The following is a 23,820-nucleotide window of genomic DNA, read 5'->3' on the forward strand; positions in this document are numbered from 1 at the left end:
ATGGAACATATAAAATCAGATTATAAATTTCCGTTGGTAACCATGAAAAGGACAGTGTTTAGTTTTGGTTCAACTCAATGACTTCTTAAAAACTGCCGAAAAAAAGAAAGCTTTACCTAAAGTTATTGCATATAACAGAATTGATGGTCCAGGCTCTAGTTTAGATTTAGACAAATTTCAGCAGGCTTTTTGGAGGCTGCCTCACATCCCAGATGACGATGATCCTGCCTGGAAATGGACCCAGAACCTTCCAAGAACTGTGGGAATAACCATAAACACTGGAACTAAAATTGAAGTTCATCCTTTTGATCCGGATCTTATCGGTGTGAAATCGGTTGAATATGAAACTGAAGTCATTGCTCATCCAGGTGAAGTAGTCCCAGTTAGTGAGAATTGGTTACTTAAAATAATTGAAATATTCAACCTTTCGGGTGTTATGTTTGTTTTGAAAAATCTTCGCAAAGGTATACACTCTTCAGGATTGGGAGGATCATCAACTGCCACAATTGGTGTGTGTATACTTGCAAATGAATTGGCCGGACGACCATTTAAAAAGATTCAGCTGATATCTATGGCTTCCCGCATTGAACAGGGCTTGGAATTAAGTATTACTGGAACTCAGGAACAATCCAATGTTCTTTTTGGGGGAGTAACTGATTATGTCTGGTTCCCCTGGGGAAAACCCGAACATCCAGGCACAGGTTATGGTGAATCTTTACGTTACGAACTCGTACCACCAGATGATTACGGGCTTTTAGAGGGAAGAATGGCTATTTTCCATTCAGGGCAGCATCGTCAAAGTTCAGAAGTTAACCGGTCATGGATGAATTCTTTTTTGACTGAAGAGGGATATAGATTACATTCACAGAAGATGAAACTAGCATACATGTATCGTGAAGGTTTAAGGCTGCAAAAATGGCACCATGTCCTTGAATCCATAGAAAAATACCGTAAAATACGGACAAAACTGTGTGAAGGTTATATGGAAAGTTCATGGGACTTACTGGAACGTGCTAAAAGTTGTAACAGTACAGTTTTCCCATTGGGTGCTGGTGGAGGTGGGGGAGTACTTTTATTTTCTCCTAACCCAGAATCATTGGACAAATTGCGTGACGATCTTACTGGTATTTACAGTGAAATCCCCTTTAAAATACGATCAAAGGGTCATGAAATCAGCAATACAAAAATTACGGAAAATTATTGAAGTGATACCCAGCATTAGGATTAAACTAAGAGAAAATCTATTGAAAGTTAAGTTTCAAACTCTCCAGCACTTTTTAATTTTTCAATATCTTCAAATTGTTCACTGATCCAGTGGTATATTGTTCTTTGAGACACAATCTTCTGCAAATTCTCGAATCGTTGGCATCTTTCTTTTTTATCCATTTCCAGTGCATCGTGATAAGCTTCAGCCGTTTGACTGATATCGAAGGGGTTCACTACCAGCACGTTATCTTTAAGCTCCTCAAAACAACCTGCTTTCTCTGATAAGATTATAACACCCTCTTTCTGGTTGACTGCAGATGCTTCCTTGGGTACTATGTTCATACCGTCTGCAATGGGATTCACTATCATACAATCATAATTTTTGAAAGCAGCAACTACCAGTTTATAATCGGCTTTAAATATAAATTCTATTGGTTTCCAATCCTCAGTACCGTATTTAACATTTATATCCTTAATCACATCCTCAATATCATGATAATAGTTGTGGTATTCTCTAATCTGTTGTCTGGTGGGTTTTCCAGTGATTAAAAATTTTACTTTACCTTGATATTGGGGATATTTATGTAAGAAGAGTTCATAGGCCTGAAATCCCCGGATAATATTTTTACTCAGATCTGCACGGTCGGTCCGGTAGAAAAGAAAGCAATCCTCCTTTATTTCTTTTATCAGGTTCTCTTTTTTGAGAACTTCATCTGAACTGGCCATTTCTTTAATTCCTTCATAATCTATGGAAATTGGATAACTTCTAACATGAGTGGCCTGTCCATTGTACCAGACAATTCCCTTTTTATAATCAACTTGGGCACCGTATTCTTCACAGGTCTGAAGGAAATTGGTGGCGTAACGGGGAATATGAAATCCAAGAAGATCGTTGGATAATAATCCTTCAATAATGGCTTTCCTCATATATTCAGGTATTATGCTAAAATATTCTGATTGGGGCCATGGTATGTGAATAAACTGGCTTAAAAATGCTTTTTTCATTTTTTTCCGGATGTAGGTGGGGCATAAATAAAGATGGTAATCTTGCAACATTATGAGGGGTTCTTTATTGTTCCTTTTACTTTCTGCCACTACTTTTTCTGCAAATTTTTTATTCACATATGTGTAACCCTCATCCCATGCTTGATGTATATTATCATCAATATCAGGGGTGTAGGGGCTGTTCCACATGTAGTGCTGAACAAACCAGAGTAGGGGATTGCTTATTGTACTGTAATAAAATTCATACTGTTCCGGGTCAACCACCACAAATGGCACCCAAAAAAGGGGATCCTTCTCAGGAATTGGCACTCTGTTGTCTGGAAATCGTTTGGCTATTTCCATATCTCCCGGAGTCATTGCACTGGCAATCCAAACTCCGTTTAAGGATTCCATCAGAGGCAGTAATGTAGAAACAAGACCACCCGCCCCTCTTTTCATCTTTATTTTACTGTCATATTTATAAAATTCCACTGGACCCCTATTTGAAACCACAATTAAATTTTTATCCTTTAAAAAATCTAAAATTTTTTTTTGGTTTGGAAAATTCACTCTAACACCCTCAGATAACAATGATTTTTCATATATTACCTATCAGTACACAGTTTTCTCCAGATTTTCATTACTTATTTTTAATGAGAAGAAATCAGCATTAACTCTGAATTTAAACATTTTCTATGATTTTTTTCACATTTTCAGTTAATTCTTGCAGTTTTGAAGCAGATTTTGATTCAATATAAACTCTTACCAATGGTTCAAATCGGGAAGGCCTGATTAATATGAAAGATTCTTCGAGATCAACCCTAATCCCATCTATGGTGTTAATATTATCTCCTGATTCGAATTTATCCATAAAAGTTTCGATAACCTCATCTTTTTTCTCATGTTCACATTCTATGGTGAATCCAGTTCGGTTATACTCTTTTACATTCCCTGCCAGTTTAGATAATGTGGTGTCTTCTTTGGCTAAAATTTCCAGCATTTTAACAACTGCATAAATGGCATCGAAACAGGTCTGGAATTCTGGGAAAACATACATACCTGGTTCATCCCCTCCGAAAACTGCATTATTGGATTCTATTTCGTTTAAAACATTATTGACTGAAGTTTTTATAAGTTGACCTCCGGCATCTGTTACGATTTCTTCCAGGGACTGAGATGCAACTATTGATGAAACAATGTTACCTCCAGGGTTATCCTGAAGAGCATACTTGGCAAAAATCCCCAGCACAGTTTGTTCCCGAATTATGTTTCCTTCGTGATCAATGAAAACAACCCGATCACAATCATTGTCTAACACAATACCCATATCCGCACCTATTGATGTTGTCAGTTCTGATACTAAAGAAATCCTTTTAGGGCTCGGTTGAGGGAAATCACCGGCAGATTCACCATCCATACTACCTATTTGCACGGTCTCGCAACCAATTTTTTCCAGTATCTGGGGGGTGAATGGTTTATCAACATCCTTTGTTTTATCCAAAACAACTAAAAATCCCTTATTTTTTAGGATATCGCTGGCTGCTTGTTTGAGAATGGCTCTCACATAAATATCCCTGTATTCATAAACATATTGCAAAGCTCCTATCTGGTTCCATGGTACTTGTTTGGGATGGGATTCCAGGGGAATTTCATGGTCACTGAATATTTTAATATCCACATCTTCAGGTCTTAGATGGGATTTGCTGATGCTGATGGTTGTTGTGGCGTTATAAAAATCCTTCCCATAATGTATTACTGGTATGGGGGCAATTCCAAAATCAACCACATCTGTACCGGCTGCCATCAGGCCGGTAGTCAATGATCTTTTTATCATTTGAGAGGTAACATTAAAATCTCTGCCCACCACAACTGGCTTCCCAGGACCAATGAAATTGCCGACTATGGTGCCTAAGTGTGAAGCAAATTTATTGGTGATCTCTGTGTTAACTATGCCTCTAATGTTCTGCACATATTTTGCCATGATATTTCCTCAATAATTGTTTAATGCTTCAAAAAAAATTTTGATCATGTTACAATGGGATAATCCGAGTCAACAATTGATTCAGGTAAAATTACAGTACTGTTGTATATGGATCTTTTTGACCGTACCCGGCTATGGGATCCTAGGTGTACATGGCTTCCTAAAATTGCCCCTTTTTCTATATAACTTCCCCGTTCAATAACACAATCAGAGTCCACAATACAATCTTTTAGATAAGAATCTTCTTTTATGGTACTATCTGGGAAAATTACCGATCCTTTTATGGTTGATTTCTTTTCTAAATGCACATTATCACCGATAACGGTATTTTGACCAAGCACGCAGTTTTCCTCAATAACACAGTTATCCCCCATTACCACGGGTCCGATTAACCTGACCTTGTTTCCAATTTTTACACCTTTACCAATCCAGATATCGCCCAGTCTCCCCACTCCTTCTGGTAATTTTCTTCCATAGGGTTTTGTTTTAATCTTTTTGTTTAGGACATCGTAATTTGCTTGAAGATATGTTTTAGGCCTTCCCACATCATTCCAATAACCGTCAAGAACATATCCATATATCCCTGCTTGTTCTTTGATTAGTTGAGGGAAAACATCCTGAGAAAAGTCAACTTCACCTTTTTTAGTACTTATGTAGTCGAGTATCTCTGGTTCCAGGATGTATGTGCCAGTGTTGGCCATTTTACTGAAAACTTCCTGGGGAGATGGTTTTTCTAAAAATTTAATGATCTGATTTTCATCATCCAGTACTGCGATACCAAAATGACTGGGATTGTCAACTGGTGTCAGCACCAGTGTGGCAAGGGCCTTATTTTCCTTATGAAAGCGTAGAAGTTCATTTAAGTCCACATCAACTAACACGTCTCCACTTAAAACAAAAAAAGTATCATCAATATATTTAGCTGCTTTTTTAACCCCTCCCGCGGTTCCTAATGGTTTTTGTTCTACTGAATAAAGTATGTTCATATCAGGGTAGTCTTCTTCAAGTAAATTTTTTATCTGGCTTTTTAAATAGCTTAAAGTTACTATTAATTCATCATACCCTGCTTTTTTCACTTTTTCGACTATGTATTCTATCATGGGTCGGTTAGCCACAGGAATCATGGGTTTTGGTCTGGATAATGTCAATGGGCGAATTCTACTTCCTTTGCCTCCTGCCATCAAAACTGCTTTTATCATATTATATCACTCTTAGCCACGCTATAGGTGCCTATACCACTGTAATTATATTTTTTATAGTAGATATAGTAGGTGGTGAAAAGTTGATTCTAAGCTGTTTTTCCCTTTTTTAATGCATAAAAATAGCTGGATTAGTTTAACAACCATTGAAAAAATTTAAGCACATCATCTACTCCGTTGACAAAAAAAGATGATCCTTTCTTAACATAGGAAGGTATTTCACTGGAGAGTACCAAAACACTTGCACTCTTAATTTTTCTTTTCTTTTCCAGTTCGTTCAGTTTATTAAAGGCATCTGAATCAGTGATATCATCACCTAAATAGATAACTTTTTGCAAATTATATTGTTCGATAATATTATTGATTATGGTACCTTTATCACAGCTAACAGGGGGTTTAAGCTCTACTAACTGGCGTCCCTCTGATATTTCCAGTTCCCTGCATTCTGGATCATTATGGAGTGAGTTTAATATTTTATCCCGAGGATTTTCTGAGGGATTAGAGAGTCGGTAATGAATGGAATAACAAATTCCTTTATCTTCAAATATCAAACCATTTATATGGGATAAATCACTATTTTTGACCTTTTTACCTACTTTTTTGATTTGAAAACGATATTTTTCTGCTTCAGGATTTCTAATGAGATGATTATCCTTTAAAAATTCCATTCCATGGTTTCCAACGTAAAGGAGTCCTTCAACCCCCACCATTTCCCTGGCGTTTTTTACAGATCTACCACTGATCACCGCCACTAATGAGAACTTTTCCTTTAATTGAACCAGTTTTTCCCGCACAGAATTAGTTACTACAGCGGTTTCCGGTGTTGGGGCTATTTCACTAATGGTTCCATCTATATCAGTCAATAAAGCAGTAGAAGGATCATTCTTAAAGGTTTCAAGATCTTTGAGATTATTAAAAAGATATTTTGTCACATAAAAACCTCCAACTCCATCCAGAAACTTAATATAACAGCCTTTCTGCTTATTAACACCATGGTACTCGTCATATGAGTTAAAAAACACTTTTCAAAGCATCGACTGTTTTGTATGGATCATCTGCCACAACTGAACTTCCATAAAGTTCCATACCACCCATATCTGCAGTGGACTTCAAGAGGCTTCCACGATCCACAATCCGAATTATGTAGGGAAAACCTCCTTTTTTATAATAAGGAGGGATAGATATGGATAGATTAAAACTAAAAACTCCAAGGGTATCAATAAAACACCTTAATACTCTGAAAATAGTATCTTTCGCCATGATATCATCTGATGGGTTTCTGGGTGATATAATTATAACTTCTTTTTCTTTGATGGGGGTGATACTTGCAAAAAAATTGATATCTCCATGCTGGGCAGAAAGTCCCATGGAATGGTGAACTAGGTAAATATCCTGGAAGTAATCGGCACCATATTCTTTTTTATATTTTTGGTATGTTTCCATGAGAGTTTTTACTCTTGCATATGGTTCTTTACTCATCAGGATCTGGCAGTGCCCGTGTATCTGGGATGCTCCAGCCCGAGGCAGACAATTCCAGACAAAAAATGGAAATTCAAATTGAGGGCTATGATTGTTTACAGCTTCAAACCAGGCAAAACTTGTGTCTATGTAATCTGATAATTCTTTCAGAGTGAATTTGAGTGGGTTATGATTGTTGAATATAACTAAACTGCTCCAAACATCATATTTTGCCAGATTAGCCGCAGTAATGGAATGTTCTCCCACTAGGCGTCCAAAAACATCTTCAGGAGTGTATTTTTCCGGTTGGCAGAAATCACATCCATTTTCTGATTCTGCGACCAACTTGGAAATGTATTTTTTTTCTTTTTTGAGATCTTTTCCTTTAATTCCAGGTCGGTCAGCCCTTAGGGAATTGAAAAGAGTACTTTCACCCGTCCATTGGTTGTGAATATTTATTATTTTTTGATGTTCAATTCTGGCTACTGTTTCCTCAGCAGATTCAATGATCTTTCCAGTGGAGTCACGCCGTCCAAAATATTTTAATGTTTTAGCCTTAAAAGAATCAGGAATTATTTGAGATCCTAATCCAGAATCAAATCTGTAAATTCGTTTAAAGGTAGAATAGGCGGTTGCATCCGTTACACGAAGGTTTTCAACCCTTTTTTCCAAATCCATTATTGAATTTATGTTATCAAACATCCAATAATTTACATGGGGAATCCGATGGTAATCATAGAGATTGGTGAAACTTTAAAATTAACAATACCAACGGTATCTCCTTTATTATTTATGGTGAAGGCTTGATTTATATTTTATCACTAACCTTTTTTTTGGGCAAAAATTTATTTCAAGGTGTAAAGTGTTATGGTGATGTGAATTTTCGTGATATCGTGAAATTTCATGGTAATAATGTCACGATAATAAAAAGTCCAGTTAATTAGTCCAGCCCAAAGGTTATATGTGTAAAACTCTTAAATATCCATATTAACAAAAAAAATTTAGTCATATTTGCTCATTTGATTGCATTGCGTTTTTAAAAAAATTAAAAGGGGAAATATCCACGAACGTCATAGAAACTAAAGATGTCAGTTACCAGTATCCCGATGGCACACTGGCCTTAAATAAGGTCAAGTTCCAGGCACCTAAAGGAGAAATCATAGCCCTTTTGGGTCCTAATGGTGCGGGTAAATCAACTCTATTCCTCCATTTTAATGGAATACTCAAACCATCCTCAGGAACAGTTGTGGTTGATGGTAAACCCATGAATTATGATAAAAATGGGTTAGTGCAGGTTCGTCAGAAAGTGGGTCTGGTGTTCCAGAATCCTGATGACCAGTTATTCGCTCCCACAGTCTCAGAAGATGTGGCTTTCGGACCCCTAAACATAGGTCTCCATCCAGAAGAGGTGCAAAAAAGAGTTTCTGAATCCCTGGAGAAGGTAGGTATGGCAGGATATGAAGATAAACCACCACACCACCTTAGCGGAGGTCAGAAGAAACGGGTGTCCATAGCAGGTATCCTGGCCATGCGTCCGGAGATCATGGTCCTGGATGAACCCACCAGTGGACTGGATCCCAAGGGAGCTTTCCAGATCATGAAACTCCTCATTGAACTTAACAGAGAGGGTATGACCATTGTCATAGCCACTCATGATGTGGATATCGTGCCTATCTATGCCCATAAAGTTTACGCTATAAGTAAAGGAGAGATCATTAAAGAAGGAAGTCCTCATGAAATATTTGAAGATGTTCAAACCATTAGGGATGCAAATTTGAGACTCCCACACATAGCCCACCTTTTCGAGAGGCTCCATAAAGAAGACGAAATATCATTTGGAAGATCATACCCCCTCACAGTAAACGAGGCTAAAGATAAAATAACGGATAAAATTAAGGATAATAAATCGTTATAGTAAATTTTTACAATATTTTTTAAAAAAATTATATAATAATCAGATGAAGATTTATTTAAAAAAAGAGGATTTAGTAATCAAGCTCTGGCTGTTGCTGGTATAACTTTTTAAGTTCTGTGATAAATGTTTCTTCATTTATTTCTCTTTTTGCAAATCTTATTTGCAGATCCTCGATTTTCTGGATATATGCAAGTTCTTTTTCATAATTGACTTTAGCTTCCTCTTTGAATGCTGAATTATCATGGGATTGGTTTCCAGAAACAATGTGTTCATATGCTTCTTTTGAACCTTGCTGGTTAAGCTCAGAATATTCTTTTATTTCCACAATAAGGCTTTCACTGGACTCATCATTTCTAACTGAATTAATTAGTTCCTGGTCAAATTCAGAAACCCCTGAAGTGCCAGTAAACATTAGCATGGCCATTACCACTCCCATCAGTATCAGTATTCCGACTCCAACTAAAACGATTTTGTTGATCCCTTTTTTAGTCTTATTAGGGAGTTTTTTCCCACAATTTTGGCAATGGGTTGCATTATCTTCATTTTCACTGGTGCAATGTTTACATTTAACCATTCAACTTATCTCCAATTTAGATTTAGTGAAAAACCATGCGGATTTGTTAAAAAAGAAGTTAAAATAAAAAAATGAAAAAGAGGGGTTTTTTTAATCAGCGATTTTAATGGCCTTGGTAGGGCAGGATGATGTGCAGAATCCACAGCCAATACATTTCTGGTCATCCAGGTTGATGGTCCAGTCTTCGTCTATGGTGATGGCTTCCACAGGGCAGAGGCTGACACACTCACCACAGTCCATACATTTTTCTTCATCCTTTTTAACCACTTTTTTAATGGGGTTAAGTTGGATTCCCTCTTTTTCCAGGTATTCTATGCCCTTATCTGCTTCATCGCCACTGATATCAATGAGCATTTTACCACCCTTGGGGGTGATATCTGCTCTTAGAATGTTAAAGCTCACATCGTAATGTTTGATAAGATCTGAAATCACAGTTTTATTTACTATGCTGGGAGAGAAGTTGAGCCATGCTTTCATTGTGAATCACCTTCCTTGTTATTTTGGGAGCAAATAAGTCGAGAGATATCTTCAGCAGTAATCATACCCCTGACCCGGTTTTCGCGGTTAACTATGGGAACTCCTGATATCTCATGTTTATCTATGCGCCGGGCAATAAGCTCTACGGGTTCATCTTCCAGGGCTACAATCACCTTTTTGGTCATAACCTCAGTCAGTTTCTGACTATCCTGGGCCACAGCATGGGCAATATCCCAGCTGGTTACAATACCCATCAATCGACCAGCATGGTCCACCACTGGTAAATGGTTGATATTGTTATCCACCATTTTACGGGCAACACCAGAAATATCCTCTTCTGCCCGAGCAGTGATGATTGGCTTAATTTTCAGGTCTTTAACCAGTATGGATGGTCTTATGATCTTAAGTGGCTTTACAGTACAACCTTTATTGGGAATATTCTGAACCGGGTTGGTTAAAAGGAAGTCTCCCTTATCAATCCACTTTTTAAGTTCTTCAGCAACTTCCAATGCCTTTTTAAGAGATGAAAGTGGGGATGTTTGAACTTCCCTTCCATTAATCTCAATTTTTCCGCTCCGAAGCTCCTGATAATTGGTTTCCATAATTACTGGCCGGCTACGTCGGGGAACACCATAATCATAAATGTTACAGTGGATGTCATGATTACTGATACCAGTACGTTGGGCTATTTCTTCATTGAGGATAGGAATAGGGATACCAGCACCCACATATAGGGTGGATCCATACTTGGGCATGGTTGCCCCACGCAGGAATTTAGCATCCATATTTTTAAGGTTACCCTGTAGCATCAGGGTACCGGCAGAACCCACAGGAACACCATTCTTGCGCTCACCATCAGTTGCATGTTGAGTTCCCTCCCCCAGAATATAACCCTGACTTCCGCACAGGAAAATCCTGGTGCCAACACCAATGGTCTGGAAGTAGGGATCATTTAAAAGTGGACTGAGTTCCCCAGCACTGGAATAACCCACATTACCCATCTGAGGCAACAGGGTGCCCAGGTAGGTGTAAATGGTTTCTTCAGTGGAATTGGTAGCTGCAGCATAGTTCTGGTAACAGTTCCGTGGATTAACCATGACGGCCTGGTTTACACTTTCCAGGCTTATGAAAGTGTTAACTTCTGTACGTGGGTAACAATCGGTTCCAAAAGATTCCGCCACAAGTTCCACTTCTTTTCCCCTCACAAGATCTTCCAATAAATGGGCTCCACCATAATCAGTCCCAATGTCAGGGTTTCGGTGGGCTTGTGTGGCTCCAATGTAGGCGTCAACAGCAGCCAGGCCAGAATATACTTCCACACCATTCAGGTAAGCTCGACTCATCCTAATGGGTGGGTCAGAATGTCCGAAGTTGATGAATGCACCGGAAGAACACATAGCACCAAATGTACCGGTGGTTACAACATCCACCTCTTTTGCAGCTTCTTCTACACCATTTTCCTGCACAATACGGGTCATCTCACCAGCAGTGACCACTACTGCGTCCCCGTCTCTAATTTTTTGGTTTATTTCTTCTATGGTCTTCAATTTTTTCACATCCGGTGCTTTTTGTTATTGTTTGATCAGTTTCATTGGAAATGATAATAAATTAGTTTTCATTGGAAAGGAATAATAATTTCTAAGCTATTTAACCAGAACATTATATATCTATTTTCCCATATAAATGCTAAAATCTAGTAAATACTAGTAGGCGGAAAATTTTCCTATTTAACATAACAAATTCAATTAAGGATCTTCTTTAAATAGAACTCTTTTAAGTTCTTTTAAGTTCAATCTTATTAAATCCTCTGCACTGGGTTCTGCCAATATTTTGAACTGTTTTAAATCGGTTTCTAGGTAAAGTTCACCTAGTAGATTCTGAAGTTCTGGAACTGGTTGGTTAATTATTCTTCTTATTTCTGACAGATTTTCATCAGATAATTTCTTTTTAAATTCTTTTATTCCCTCTTCGTAAGCTTCTACTCCATTTATATTCTGTTTGACATAATCTTCTATTACAAAAGGGGGTAGTTGCTCAACACCCCGCAGTATTCTCCACATATCCGTGGTTTTGACTTGTACTCCCAGTGATTCTTCCACACATCTTTTTGCCTTCACTGCTCTTTCATTGCTACCACGGCCATAAACCATAGAAGCAAGCACCGCAGCTATTAAAACTGCAGAAAACACGTATAATTGATGTTCAGAAACTGATGAAATTGAATATCCTGCAAAATAGAATATAACACCAATAAATACTGCTATTGTTAATATGAATGTTAAAACTGCCATGATAATTGCAGTTGTCTTGTTTTCGATCAATCCATACACCATTTTCTTATCATTTCACGGTTTATTTATATTTTAAATCCCTAAATTAATTAATCTTTAAAATGTATATGTCAGGAAGATCATATTAAAAAGTGGAGATAACATGAAAGAGGATTTAGATCTGGGATTACTGGAAAAAACACTGAGATCAGTGGAAAAATACGTGGATTATGCTGATATAAGGGCTCATGAGAGTGAAAACACTGTTATCGTCATGAAAGATGGCAAAATCCAGGAAATCAGATCGGGTCTGGATACCGGGGTATGCATCCGTGTTTTGAAAAAAGGTGCATGGGGATTTTCCTACACTAATCAGTTAGACCGCATGGATCACATGGTTGAATCTGCCATTAAACTTGCAGATAATCTTTCCAGTGATGTGAAATTAGCCCCTGTAGAAACAAGATCTGATAAGGTAAAATCCAATGCCAGGATCAAATTATCTGATGTATCATTAGAAGATAAAAAAACAGCCATGTGTGAGGTTGAAGATGCAGCTAACCTGGATAAAGTGATAAGCACCACGGTAAACTACGTTGATGGTGAGGGCACCACCCTTTTCATGAACTCAGAAGGGTCCTCCATAACCATGGAAGAAAACAGGGTTGCACTCTTTTTAAATGCAGTGGCAGCCTCTGAAACCGGAATCCAATTTGGACACAAAAGTACGGGTGGGGCTAAAGGTTTTGAAGTTATTGAAAAAGAAGACCTGGAACTACTGGGGCGAACTGCTGCCACTAAGGCAGTTCGGTTATTAGATGCAAGTCCACCCCCATCTGGACGTTTCCCCATAGTAATGGACTCTGAACTTACTGGAGTTTTCATCCACGAGGCATTAGGTCATGCTTCAGAGGCGGACCTTATACTGCAGAATGATTCTATTCTCAAGGGAAAAATGAATGCTCAGATAGGATCATCTCTGGTAACCATAATTGATGATGCCAGTATGGATGCATTTGGCTACTATGCATACGATGCAGAGGGTGTAAAAACCAAAAAGAATGTTTTAGTGGAAGATGGTGTTCTGGTTTCACTTTTAAGCTCCAGGGAAACTGCTGCTAAACTTGACATAAGTTCCAGTGGAAACGCCCGTTCCGGAATTGGTGACCAGCCCATAGTTAGAATGAGTAACACCTATCTTAAACCTGGAGAAATGACTTTTGAAGAGTTAATTGAAGATATAAGTAATGGAATATACCTTAAAGGCTCAAGAGGCGGTCAGGTGGACACAGGCAAAGGTGTTTTCCAGTTTAATGCTGCTGAATCATTTATCATTGGCAATGGTGAGATTAAAGACCCACTTCGTGATGTTTCCCTTTCAGGTAACATTCTGGAGATCCTGCAAAAAGTGGATGCTGTGGGTTCTGATTTCCATCTGGGAGTTGGATTCTGTGGTAAAGCAGGTCAAACCGCACCTGTAGGTGATGGAGGACCACACACCCGAGTCAGTGAGGCAACAGTGGGGGGTGCAGATTGATAATAAGCAAAGAAGAAGGAGAATTCCTGGTAAAACTTGCAAGAAAATCTATAGAAACCTACCTTAAGGAGGGCAAGGTTATAAATGTCCCTGATGATGTTAACCCCATTTTAAAAGAGGAAATGGGTGCATTTGTAACACTAAACCTTGATGGAGATTTAAGGGGCTGTATTGGTTATCCCGAACCAGTGAAACCACTGGCTCAAGCAGTGATCGAAGTGGCTATAAGTGCAGCTACTAGAGATCCACGTTTCCCCTCTGTAACGCCATCAGAATTGGATAATATTCGTGTGGAAGTTAGTGTGCTCAGCAAACCTGAATTGGTTGAAGTTCAAAACCCTGCCGAGTACCTGGAAAAGATTGAAGTGGGAAAAGATGGTCTTATTGTGGAAATGGGAATCTATCGAGGTTTACTCCTCCCACAAGTCCCTATTGAATGGAAATGGGATATTGAAGAGTTCCTGGCTAACACTTGTATGAAAGCAGGTTTATCACCCGATTGTTGGTTACAGAAAGAAGTTAAAATTTACAGCTTCCAATCCCAAATATTTGAAGAATAGTAATTAGAGATCTCTGAAGAATTAGTAATTAGAGATCTCTGGAGAATAGTAATTAAAGATATCTGGAGAATAATAATACAGATACTGAATAAATTTACTCTGTTATGTTACTTGCAAACAAAATTATAAAAAATGTGATTTAATGTTTTTACCTAATATACCAACCCCGGATGAAGTGCTTGACAAGGGATTTCGTAGGGCTAAAAAGGCTGCGGCCAGGGTCCGCACGTCCAAAATCCACCGCCAGCAGAAATCAAAAAGAATAGAAGAAGTAAGAGTCCAGACTGCATGTCAGGTTATCCGAGAAACCTTCGAGGGCATTTTGGAGGAAACACCCCATGTGGAAGAACTACCTATGTTCTACCAGGATTATATTGACGTGGCTGTGGGTGTTGATCAGTTTAAGAAATCCATGGGAGCACTGAACTGGGCTAATGGAGTTTTGGAAAAACTGCAAAACCAGTACACTCACCGTATCAGAAGATCACCTCCAGAAAACGCTGCACAAATCAGAAAAGCAGCATTTGGCCGAATAGCTTCGGTGGTGAACCGTATAGGGGATGAACTTGATTTTTTAAATTATTCCAGGCAGATGCTGCGTAACGTGCCTACTGTAGATCCTGAAGCCATCACTGCAGTGATTGCCGGATTTCCCAATGTAGGAAAATCCACCCTGCTTCGACAGATAACTAATGCTGAACCAGAAGTTGCTGATTATCCATTCACTACCAAAGGAATCCAAATTGGACACTATGAGAAGCGCTGGCAGAAATACCAGATAATCGACACCCCCGGTCTCCTGGATCGTCCGGTGCAAGAGATGAATCAGATCGAGCTCAATGCCATGGTAGCACTGGAGCATCTGGCTGATCTGATACTGTTCATTTTCGATCCATCACAAACTTCTGGATTTCCAGTTGAAAACCAGGTTAACCTTTACTGGGAGATAAAAAAAATATTCAGCCACACAACTGTCCAGTCAGTATTCAATAAAATGGATCTGGTGGAAGATGAAGAAAATGTTAAGTACATTGAAGAACATATAAATAAAGGTGATAAACCTCTTATGGTCTCTGCTTCAGATGGTAGTGGCATAACACAGATAATCGACATCTTATCGGAGTTAAAAAAATAATAAAAGATTATTGTGGTGATGATCTATACTAATTCCATAAGTATATGAATTTAACTAAATTCAGCCATAATATCTTATTAAATTTAGAAATAATCGATTTTCATGTAAAAAATTTATGATTCAATAAATATTTTAACGTGATTTGTTGATAGTTAGATGTGAGGGATTTGATGGACGAAAAAAAAGCAAGACTGGAATCCAAAAAGAAAAGTACCGCAGAAGAACTTATGTCCAAAGCTGATGATGTAAAGGGCTCAGTTTCTGAGAAAAGTGAAGAAGTAAAACAAAAAGCTTCTGAAGCTAAAGATACAGTCTCTGATCGGAGTAAAGAATTCAAAGAAAATGCAACCGAAAGAACCGAAGAACTGCGTTCTACTGCTGAAAAAATGGTTAATGACATGTTATCAACATTACGCGAAAAACATGAAGACATAGGAAAGACCATAACTGAATACACTGCCCCAACAACACCCTACGTGGATTTAATTGATACAAACTCTGAATTCATTGTTCTCGCGGATCTTCCTGGTGTTGAAAAAGACAAAGTCTCGGTTGACATCACTCAGAATTCTGTAACCATAAGCGTATCGTTCCCAGAGGGTATGGATGGTGAAGATGTTAATTACATAAAAAGGGAAAGAGGTTTTGGTGAAGTCTCACGAACTATTGAACTACCGGATGAGATTAAAATAAAAGCAGCCATAGCCAACTTTGAAGGTTCAATATTAACAGTAAAACTGCCTAAAAAAGTTGCAGAGTCTCAAAAACTGGAAATTAAATAGATCTGGGAATATTTACTCTTCTTTTTACTCTTCCCAGATAATATTATTTTTTTAAAGGATTAAATTATTTATTTTATTCATTTTTTTTAGTTGGTTCATTTTTTTTAGGTTATTGTGAAATATGGAAAATTTGGGTAAAAAAAAGAAATTCAGTACCTAACCTTTCCAATATGTCTGGTGCTGCCTGGATCCTCTCCATTGTAATGAGCCAGGTAGTAAATCAACCATTCCAGCGGCACCACCAGTATAAATGGTGATAAAAGTGGGTTAACCTTCGCATAATCCTGCATTCGGTATACTATGTTTTTTGCACCAATTTTATTGGAGAATTCTATTGATTTATTGGTTAATTCATCTCCAGGGTAGCCTGCATCTAAAAAAACCACAGGAATATTTTTTTCCACTCTTTCGATGAGTCCATGGCGAAATTCTCCGGAATAAAGGGGGCAGGAGTGTTTAAGAGCTCCTTCCATGAACATGGTCATGGCCAGTTTGTAGGCCAGTCCATAGTTAGGACCACTTCCCATGGCGTAAAATATATCGTAGTCTGCATAGTTTTTGGCTAAAACTTTATTTTCATGTTCAGTTTTCTTTAGAAGGTCTTCAGTGAGTGAGGGGATTTTTCCCAGATCATTAATGACATTCTGGGCGTCAGGAGAATCTTCCAAGCGGAATAATATTTGGTAAAGGCTCATTAACTGGGTCATATAGGTTTTGGTACCCAGTATAGCAGTTTCCCGTTCACAACGGGTTAGAACTGCATCATCAGCTTCATTCATCATGGTACTTTCCATTTCATTAACAATGGAAACAGTGCACATACCTTTATCCTGGGCTTTTCTAAGGGCAGCCAGGGTGTCAGCTGTTTCTCCAGATTGAGAGGTTAAAATCACCCCGGTATTTTTCTCATCTAGTTTTTTATGGTAAAAAAATTCATAACCTGTGAAAACTTCCAAGTTACGGTTAGAAACCATTTTCATAGCATCAATAGCTGAAAAACATGTTGATAGGGAACTACCACACCCCACCAAATATATTTTATCAAATTCTTTAAATTTCTCACTTATCTGTTCCATGTGAGATTTTTCCATCTTTAGGGTATCTTTTAAAGATCGAGGCTGTTCCATCATCTCTTCATACATTTTATAATGCATTTTATCCCTCAATATTCAGTGAATTCGTAGTAAAAAAGTTATCCTATCCTTAATAATATTATAAGATTTACAGTTATATCCTATTTCAGTTTTCTAATTAATATTAGTTTTTTTTATCTTTTTAATTTTTTATTCTTTAATTTTTATCTATTTGTTAAATGTATTCTCTTTAGTTTCTCTTTAATTCTTTAGTATTCCTGCTGTAAGTGAAATTTATTGTCTGGATCTTTTAGTAGATACTTAAGTACTTATTAAATATAAAATTATCATTGATTTTATCTGGAAATTAATTTAGATACGGTATTTCATTTTTTTGAAGTTATAAAAAGTTTAGCCAAGCATATGGCCATTTGAGCCACTTCTTCTGGATCGGTTCCCACCAGTACAATCATAGGTTCCTTCCCCCAACCACCAGTGTGATATATAACATCAGGAATTGTTCCACAACTTGCCAACGCCATTTCAACACCCCATGATATACTACTACCCTCTTTAATTTTGATATTTTCGGGTTCATGGTTGCGATCATAGCTGGAAACTATTAAACCCAGTTTTTTACAAATCTCCACTAGTTGGGGATGGTATTTTATGTTAATAGCACTGCGCATCTTTGAATCGTGTTTCATCATACTTAAAACCAGGCGGGCCATATGAGATGAAGCACCATAATCTGGTCGGGCAACGGCTTTGGGCAAACCATTCAAGGTAGTTATTCGTCCCGGTATTCCTGCAACATCCTGTATTGTTTGGGCGTTTTTTCGAGCCATTACAATGTTGCTACGGACTTCTGGGATTATTTCTGCAAATTCAGGGGACTGTTCCAGAATCTTAACAGCCATCTCAAGCTTCTCTATAATCATACAAGAAGATTTTAACTGCAGTTGAATATAAATTTTGGTATACCAAATATTCCTACCTAAAAAATCCATCTTAACTTTTCTTAAGCCCATTAATCCACATATTAATCTTGGTTATAAACACGGATAATTTAAGCCTATTTATACTTATTAGATGGATTAAACTTGTTTCGATATTTTCATCGATTTATCTTATCCAGATCAAATATTGAAAATGTATAAAAGACCCTCTAAGTGCAAAGTCTTGACATTTTTTTTCAAATGTATAAATTTTACATTAATTTTAATATAATTTTGATCAAAGACTTGTTAATTTTTAAGGAAATGTTTGCTAATCAGTGCTATTATCTTTCTTAAAATAGAAAAATAAGTCAGACCTAAATCCAAGTGGAGTTTTAGGATGTGATGATATTCACATCTTAACTTGAAATCTTTCCAGGTATGGTGTATCACGAGTTGGGTGGGGGAGTTGTCAGTAATAAGATATCATCACAGTGAATCATGATGAAAAATCTATATTTTAAGGGTTTTTTGTCTAAAAAAGGCTATTTAAAGGTTTTTTTTGCTAGGAATCTATGAAAACATTTATATGCTCAAAAGGACGATCTTAATGTGTCAGGAACATCTATCTGTGTTCAACTGACATGCAGACAATGAGGGGGCATACTAATTAAGCAACAAACGCTGCTAGCTATGCTGCTCCTAATTGGAGTTGCAATGTTGGCCCCTAGTATAAACTATGCCACCCCAAACCAGTCAGCAACAGAAAATTTCACGAACACAACCAATGTCAGTGAAATAGCAGAAAACAACACCAACACATCTACCATTCAAAATACAACCACCATGGTGGTTAATGATTCAGATATTAATCAGCAAGAAAACCAGACTACAGAAACTTACAATAACACCGAGAATAGTTCATCCGATGACAGTAATGAAACAGAAACTATTCAAAATTACACTGCGGCAGCATCAGATGGATACCAAAATGTCCACGCATTATGGATCAGTGCGGATGAAGCTTCAAGTGTGAATCTTAGCGAATTATTAAATGCTGGAATAACGGACGTATTCGTTAAGACGAATCGCTTCTCTTCTCCCAATTATGATACTGTCCTGACAGCCCTACTAAGTACCTTAAATGGAACTGGAATAAGGGTACATGCCTGGGTTTCCTGCTTCATAGATGAAGATGGGAATTGGGTTGATCCTCTAGGAGAGGTTACCACCACCACGGTAAAGGTACCCCACACCAAAACAGTGAAAGTAGCCACTAAAAACTGGTATAAAAGCTGGTATAAAAGCTGGTATAAAAATTGGTATAAGGTCTGGTATAAAAAATGGTATAAATCCTGGTATAAATCTCGTGGGGTTTGGAAATATTACTGGAAATCCTACTGGAAATCCTACTGGAAATATAGTTGGAAATATAGTTGGAAGTATTCCTGGAAATATTACTGGTCCTACAGTTACAAAACCAGCACATACTATACCACAACGACTGTAACATCAACAGACACAAATTTCAACGATGCACTGGTAAAATATATTGCAAAACTCGCCACAGATTACGATATTGACGGAATCCACCTGGATTACGTGCGTTATCCTGGAACTGCTTACTTGCATTCTGGTGGAACAGATGCCATCACCAACTTTGTAAAGACGGTGGATGAAAAATTGTACTCCATCAGCCCGAAAATAGCCCTTTCAGCTGCTCTCATGCCGGAGTGTAGTGTTAATGGTTATTATTATGGTCAGGATTATGCGGCGCTCTCAGAATACCTTGATTTCCTTGTTCCTATGGTTTACAAGGGAAACTACAACAAGGATACATCATGGATCGGAACCACCACCCAATGGATTGTTGCACATTCAACCAAGCCAGTAGTGGTTGGTTTGCAGGTTTATGAGAGTGATAGTAACGTGGAAGAACTGTCGGCATCTGAACTTGTTGAAGATATACAATCTGCCATGTCCAATGGAGCATCAGGATATGCTCTGTTTAGATATGGATTGGTTGATAAAGCCTTCTTCAACCAGGCAATCAATACAACCACCAACACATCTACAAGTACCACTAACTCGACTACAACTAACAATACAACTACTACCTCACCAACTAAGTACACTCTTGCTGACATCATTGACGCAGCAGGAAGAGTTAAAACGTATGTGGAGACTTATCATACTCTTCCTAATTATGTGTTGATGGGATCAGTGAAAATCACCATGCCCCAGTTCCTGAAGTTACTCGTAACCGGCACGTTGCAGTTAAAAAATGGAATCACCACTCCTATAGCGTTGGGAAACCCCACGGTAGCCACCAATCCTTATGAGAGCATGACCAGTGGTAACTTAGACAAAGCAGGGTATCTTGACCTGGCCAGCCGTATAAAGTCCTTTATGGATTCAAATGGCGTGGCCCCTAATTATGGGTCAACTACTCTAGGGAAAATTCGTTACGAATCACTGATCTACCTCTACAGCAGGGTGATGGCTTTCTATGGAGACAATTCGTATTTACCAAACTATGCGGTGATGAAACCATGGACAACCGTAATTAGCTCTAGTAGTTCATCAACGAGCTCTAGTAGTTCGTCAACGATACCGAGTAGCCTGCAAGTTTACCTGCAAACAACTGACAACTGCCAGGTTACCAACGCTGCTATAGTTGCGTTGGCCAATAACCTAACTTCCGGTGCAACAACCACCTACACAAAGGCCCAAAGCATCTATAACTGGGTGCGAGACAACCTTGAATATTCATACTACTACAACACTCAGAAAGGAGCCGTTAAAACGCTTTCTTCCAAGAGTGGAAATTGCTGCGACCATTCACATCTACTCGTGGCCCTTTGTAGAGCGGCTGGACTTCCAACAAGATATGTGCACGGATACTGTTACTTTACTACCAGTAAAGCCTGGTATGGTCATGTATGGGCTGAAATATACGTCGATGGGAAATGGTATACTGCAGATGCAGTCAGTTACCGAAATTCCTTAGGGACAATTAAAAACTGGGACACAAGCTCGTGGACACTTAAAGGCAGATATGCTGAGCTGCCATTTTAACCCTTTCTTTTTTTCTTTTTTTTTAATTCCCTTAGCTGGAGCTATGTTGATTCAATTTAGAATGGTATGATGTTTCGATTTGGAATTGTAAAAAAAAGTTTAGAATTAAAAAAAAAATTTTAAAATTGAATCATAAAAGAAATTGATTCATAAACTATTATTAACTCATAAAAGTTAACTCGTAAATGATTTTATCAGCAGTGTTTGAAGCTCCCTGACGGAAAATCGGATTCTTTAATCTTTTTAATGATTTTGCAGGAGCTGTCTAGGGAAGTATGATGATAACCATTTATTTTTACCACTTCTGACTTAAGACCTCTTTTATTGAGTTCTTCCCGCAGCCAATCCAGATCAAATTTCTGATCTGGGCCTATTGTGATAACATCGGGTTTAATCTTCTCAACAGTGATGAACATGTCAATTTCGCTTCCCAACACAGCTTCGTCAACTGGTTTGAGCATCTGAACAACTTCCAGGCGTTGTTTTTCAGGTACAATAGGTACCCTTTTCCTGGCACGTACTGTGGACTCTCTGGCCACCACCACCACCAGACGGGCATCTTTCCCTCCCAGCTTTTTTGATTCTTCAAGGTAATATCCATGACCAGGATGTATTAGATCGAATGTTCCGGTTGCCATTATAGTTGTAATAGTAACACCTCTTGTGAAATATAATATAAACTGTGAATCATTGGTTAAATTTAAGGAGATCCCATTGATTTTCTCATTAATTAAATGTTCTTTTGCAGATAAAAAACTATTCACATATTATTCATTTTTCCATTTTAAATAGGTTGTTTGTGTATCATGAAAAAAGTATAATTTTTATGGACTATGGCACAGTCCGGGGTGGGATTTAATAACGTTAGTTTTATAAATAAGGAATTAGTGAATTGAATCTCTAGATAAAAAAAAAATAATTTTCTCATGTACTGAAATTTTTCTATGTGTGGGAAGTTTTAGTCCAGATAGTTAAGTCCAGACAATTTCTATCTAAAGACCGATATGTTGTGGTAATTAATATGAGTTCTAAAATCGCCAGAGGAAGCCTAATTATGATGATTGGGTATTTTATATTCCGTATTGGGGGATATTTATACAGATTTGCCACTGCATTTCTATTGGGTCCGGTGGGATTCGGTATACTCAATTTGGCCCTTCCTACGCAGGGGATATTGATTCAAATAGCAGCTGCTGGCATGCCACCCGCTATTGCCAAACACGTCTCCGAATATTCTGCGAAAGGCGAAGATGAGATGGTGAAACAGGTAATCCATACTTCGATTAAAATCGTAGTTGTAATGGGATTGTTTATCAGTGTAGCGATCTTCCTACTTGCAGATCCTTTAGCATACAACGTTTTTCATAAACCTGAAGCAGCACTTCCTTTAAAGCTTGTGGCTTTAATAACTCCTTTCAGTATTTTGGTGGGTGTTTTCAGGGGTGCATTTCAGGGTGTTTTCCAGATGGGGAACATTGTCATCACCAAAGCCTTTGAACAAATATTCATGATCTCCAGTGCCATCGTCCTTATTTTGCTGGGTTTTTACGTTGCCGGAGCAGTGATTGGAACATCTATAGGTTTTATCTTCTCTCTTCTGGCAGGATACTATTTATATCGAAAGGGACTAGGCAAGCGCCTTAAAAATGTGAAGTTAACTTTCACCACAAAAGAGGAATTAGCATTGGCTAAGGCGCTCCTTATTTTCGCATTCCCGGTTCTCATAACTGGACTTGCTGAAATTTTACTATTTGATGCGATTGGGAACTATGTTGTTGGGGCATATATGGCCAGCCAGTACATAGGTTATTATGGTGCAGCCACCCCAGTTGCCCGTCTCCCCTTAATAATTTCCATGGCTGTAGCCACTGCAGTATTACCAGCCACAGCCGAAGCAATGGGTTTAAACAATAGAAATGTTCTCCACAGCTACGTGAACCAATCATACCGGTATGTTGCCATGGTTGTTTTCCCAATGTCTGTGGGAACTATGGTTCTGGCTGCTCCTATACTGAAATTACTCTACATTAATCCAGCTTATATGAATGGGGCAACAGCACTACAGATCCTTGCGATAGGAATGTTGTTTTTCACCATTTACACAGTCTCCTCCAGCATAGCCCAGGGATTGGGAAAACCGTACCTCCCAATGACAATTTTAACTCTGGGAGTTATTTTTGATGTGGCAGTTAGCATATACTTAGTACCAATTTATGGAATTAACGGTGCTGCAATCTCACTTGCCATAACTGCTTTTTTAATAATGGTTTCAATAGTTTGGAAAACTCTCCAAGTTGCTGATGTAAAGTTACAATACAAAGATTTGGGAAAAATCGTTTTAGCAACGGCAATAATGGGAGGAATACTTCTACTAATTCCTAAGAGTATTTTACTGATATCCATACCTTTGAATTACCTTGTTTTCTTATTAGTTATGATATTGGCTGTTGTTGTATATTTAGTTGCTTTAATCTTGGTCGGAGGCCTTAAACATAACGATATAAAGGCTATGCGCCAATTGGGAAGTAAAACAGGCCCATTAAAATCCATGTTTGATAAATTAGTTTCATTGCTGGAAAAGTATGCTCATTAATTCTTTTCAAATCTTCTTTTTTAGATTTTAAAATACATTTCCAGGGCAGTTCCAAAAATA

At 38.0% G+C, this 23,820-nt stretch carries 20 protein-coding genes; 8 read left to right on the forward strand and 12 right to left on the reverse strand.

What is annotated here, in order from left to right; all coding sequences use genetic code 11:
- The first annotated feature begins 64 nt into the window (after positions 1 to 64).
- A complete protein-coding gene (locus J2743_RS02170; protein WP_209624924.1) occupies positions 65 to 1,204 on the forward strand; it encodes a GHMP family kinase ATP-binding protein in 1,140 nt (379 codons plus the stop codon).
- A 47-nt stretch (positions 1,205 to 1,251) separates the two neighbouring features.
- On the opposite strand, the gene J2743_RS02175 is transcribed toward J2743_RS02170, so the two are convergent.
- The 5 genes from J2743_RS02175 to J2743_RS02195 all read right to left on the reverse strand — a co-directional run bounded on the left by J2743_RS02175 (position 1,252) and on the right by J2743_RS02195 (position 7,530).
- Positions 1,252 to 2,760 (reverse strand): alpha,alpha-trehalose-phosphate synthase (UDP-forming), encoded by a 1,509-nt coding sequence (locus J2743_RS02175; RefSeq protein ID WP_209624925.1) that lies wholly within the window; start codon positions 2,758 to 2,760, stop codon positions 1,252 to 1,254.
- A gap of 112 nt (positions 2,761 to 2,872) precedes the next feature.
- Positions 2,873 to 4,171: a phosphomannomutase gene (locus J2743_RS02180; RefSeq protein ID WP_209624926.1), complete on the reverse strand. Its 1,299-nt coding sequence runs from the start codon at positions 4,169 to 4,171 to the stop codon at positions 2,873 to 2,875.
- 44 nt (positions 4,172 to 4,215) lie between these two features.
- Positions 4,216 to 5,370, reverse strand: coding sequence for a nucleotidyltransferase family protein (locus tag J2743_RS02185; protein WP_209624927.1), 1,155 nt, complete (start codon positions 5,368 to 5,370; stop codon positions 4,216 to 4,218).
- 131 nt (positions 5,371 to 5,501) lie between these two features.
- Positions 5,502 to 6,302, reverse strand: coding sequence for a trehalose-phosphatase (otsB, locus tag J2743_RS02190; protein WP_209624928.1), 801 nt, complete (start codon positions 6,300 to 6,302; stop codon positions 5,502 to 5,504).
- 79 nt (positions 6,303 to 6,381) lie between these two features.
- Positions 6,382 to 7,530, reverse strand: a complete 1,149-nt coding sequence (locus tag J2743_RS02195; RefSeq protein WP_209624929.1) for a hypothetical protein — start codon at positions 7,528 to 7,530, stop codon at positions 6,382 to 6,384.
- Positions 7,531 to 7,885: 355 nt separating this feature from the next.
- Between J2743_RS02195 and J2743_RS02200 the strand changes: the two genes are divergently transcribed.
- Positions 7,886 to 8,743, forward strand: a complete 858-nt coding sequence (locus J2743_RS02200; protein ID WP_209625109.1) for an ATP-binding cassette domain-containing protein — start codon at positions 7,886 to 7,888, stop codon at positions 8,741 to 8,743.
- Positions 8,744 to 8,813: 70 nt separating this feature from the next.
- Here J2743_RS02200 and J2743_RS02205 read toward each other — a convergent pair whose 3' ends face one another.
- From J2743_RS02205 to J2743_RS02220, 4 genes are all read right to left on the reverse strand, one after another.
- Positions 8,814 to 9,317, reverse strand: coding sequence for a zinc ribbon domain-containing protein (locus J2743_RS02205; RefSeq protein WP_209624930.1), 504 nt, complete (start codon positions 9,315 to 9,317; stop codon positions 8,814 to 8,816).
- A 90-nt stretch (positions 9,318 to 9,407) separates the two neighbouring features.
- Positions 9,408 to 9,794 carry an NIL domain-containing protein gene (locus tag J2743_RS02210; RefSeq protein ID WP_209624931.1) on the reverse strand — a complete coding sequence of 129 codons (387 nt, stop codon included), beginning with the start codon at positions 9,792 to 9,794 and terminating at the stop codon, positions 9,408 to 9,410.
- On the reverse strand, positions 9,791 to 11,341 hold the full coding sequence (locus tag J2743_RS02215) for a homocysteine biosynthesis protein (RefSeq protein ID WP_209624932.1): 1,551 nt from the start codon (positions 11,339 to 11,341) through the stop codon (positions 9,791 to 9,793). Before J2743_RS02215 ends, J2743_RS02210 begins: the two co-directional genes overlap by 4 nt.
- Before the next feature lie 198 nt (positions 11,342 to 11,539).
- Entirely contained in the window at positions 11,540 to 12,115 is a 576-nt protein-coding gene (locus J2743_RS02220) for a hypothetical protein (RefSeq protein WP_209624933.1), read from the reverse strand.
- Between the two features lie 112 nt (positions 12,116 to 12,227).
- Between J2743_RS02220 and J2743_RS02225 the strand changes: the two genes are divergently transcribed.
- The 4 genes from J2743_RS02225 to J2743_RS02240 all read left to right on the forward strand — a co-directional run bounded on the left by J2743_RS02225 (position 12,228) and on the right by J2743_RS02240 (position 16,078).
- Positions 12,228 to 13,601: a TldD/PmbA family protein gene (locus J2743_RS02225; RefSeq protein ID WP_209624934.1), complete on the forward strand. Its 1,374-nt coding sequence runs from the start codon at positions 12,228 to 12,230 to the stop codon at positions 13,599 to 13,601.
- Positions 13,601 to 14,161, forward strand: a complete 561-nt coding sequence (locus tag J2743_RS02230) for a TIGR00296 family protein (RefSeq protein ID WP_209625110.1) — start codon at positions 13,601 to 13,603, stop codon at positions 14,159 to 14,161. The genes J2743_RS02225 and J2743_RS02230 overlap by 1 nt, the downstream gene beginning before the upstream one ends.
- Positions 14,162 to 14,303: 142 nt before the next feature.
- Positions 14,304 to 15,296, forward strand: coding sequence for an NOG1 family protein (locus J2743_RS02235; RefSeq protein WP_209624935.1), 993 nt, complete (start codon positions 14,304 to 14,306; stop codon positions 15,294 to 15,296).
- Positions 15,297 to 15,466: 170 nt separating this feature from the next.
- Positions 15,467 to 16,078: an Hsp20 family protein gene (locus J2743_RS02240; RefSeq protein ID WP_209624936.1), complete on the forward strand. Its 612-nt coding sequence runs from the start codon at positions 15,467 to 15,469 to the stop codon at positions 16,076 to 16,078.
- 149 nt (positions 16,079 to 16,227) lie between these two features.
- On the opposite strand, the gene J2743_RS02245 is transcribed toward J2743_RS02240, so the two are convergent.
- Positions 16,228 to 17,232, reverse strand: a complete 1,005-nt coding sequence (locus tag J2743_RS02245; RefSeq protein WP_209624937.1) for an SIS domain-containing protein — start codon at positions 17,230 to 17,232, stop codon at positions 16,228 to 16,230.
- 305 nt (positions 17,233 to 17,537) lie between these two features.
- Complete coding sequence (locus tag J2743_RS02250) at positions 17,538 to 18,071, reverse strand: thiamine-phosphate synthase family protein (protein ID WP_245247955.1); 534 nt, start codon at positions 18,069 to 18,071, stop codon at positions 17,538 to 17,540.
- 735 nt (positions 18,072 to 18,806) lie between these two features.
- Between J2743_RS02250 and J2743_RS02255 the strand changes: the two genes are divergently transcribed.
- Positions 18,807 to 21,167: a transglutaminase domain-containing protein gene (locus J2743_RS02255; RefSeq protein ID WP_209624939.1), complete on the forward strand. Its 2,361-nt coding sequence runs from the start codon at positions 18,807 to 18,809 to the stop codon at positions 21,165 to 21,167.
- 194 nt (positions 21,168 to 21,361) lie between these two features.
- Here the strand turns inward: J2743_RS02255 and J2743_RS02260 are convergent, their stop codons facing one another.
- Positions 21,362 to 21,805, reverse strand: a complete 444-nt coding sequence (locus tag J2743_RS02260) for an FAD synthase family protein (RefSeq protein WP_209625111.1) — start codon at positions 21,803 to 21,805, stop codon at positions 21,362 to 21,364.
- A gap of 383 nt (positions 21,806 to 22,188) precedes the next feature.
- Between J2743_RS02260 and J2743_RS02265 the strand changes: the two genes are divergently transcribed.
- Positions 22,189 to 23,760 carry a flippase gene (locus J2743_RS02265; RefSeq protein ID WP_209624940.1) on the forward strand — a complete coding sequence of 524 codons (1,572 nt, stop codon included), beginning with the start codon at positions 22,189 to 22,191 and terminating at the stop codon, positions 23,758 to 23,760.
- Positions 23,761 to 23,820 lie beyond the last annotated feature (60 nt).

The organism is Methanobacterium petrolearium (genome assembly GCF_017873625.1).
Classification (GTDB): domain Archaea; phylum Methanobacteriota; class Methanobacteria; order Methanobacteriales; family Methanobacteriaceae; genus Methanobacterium; species Methanobacterium petrolearium.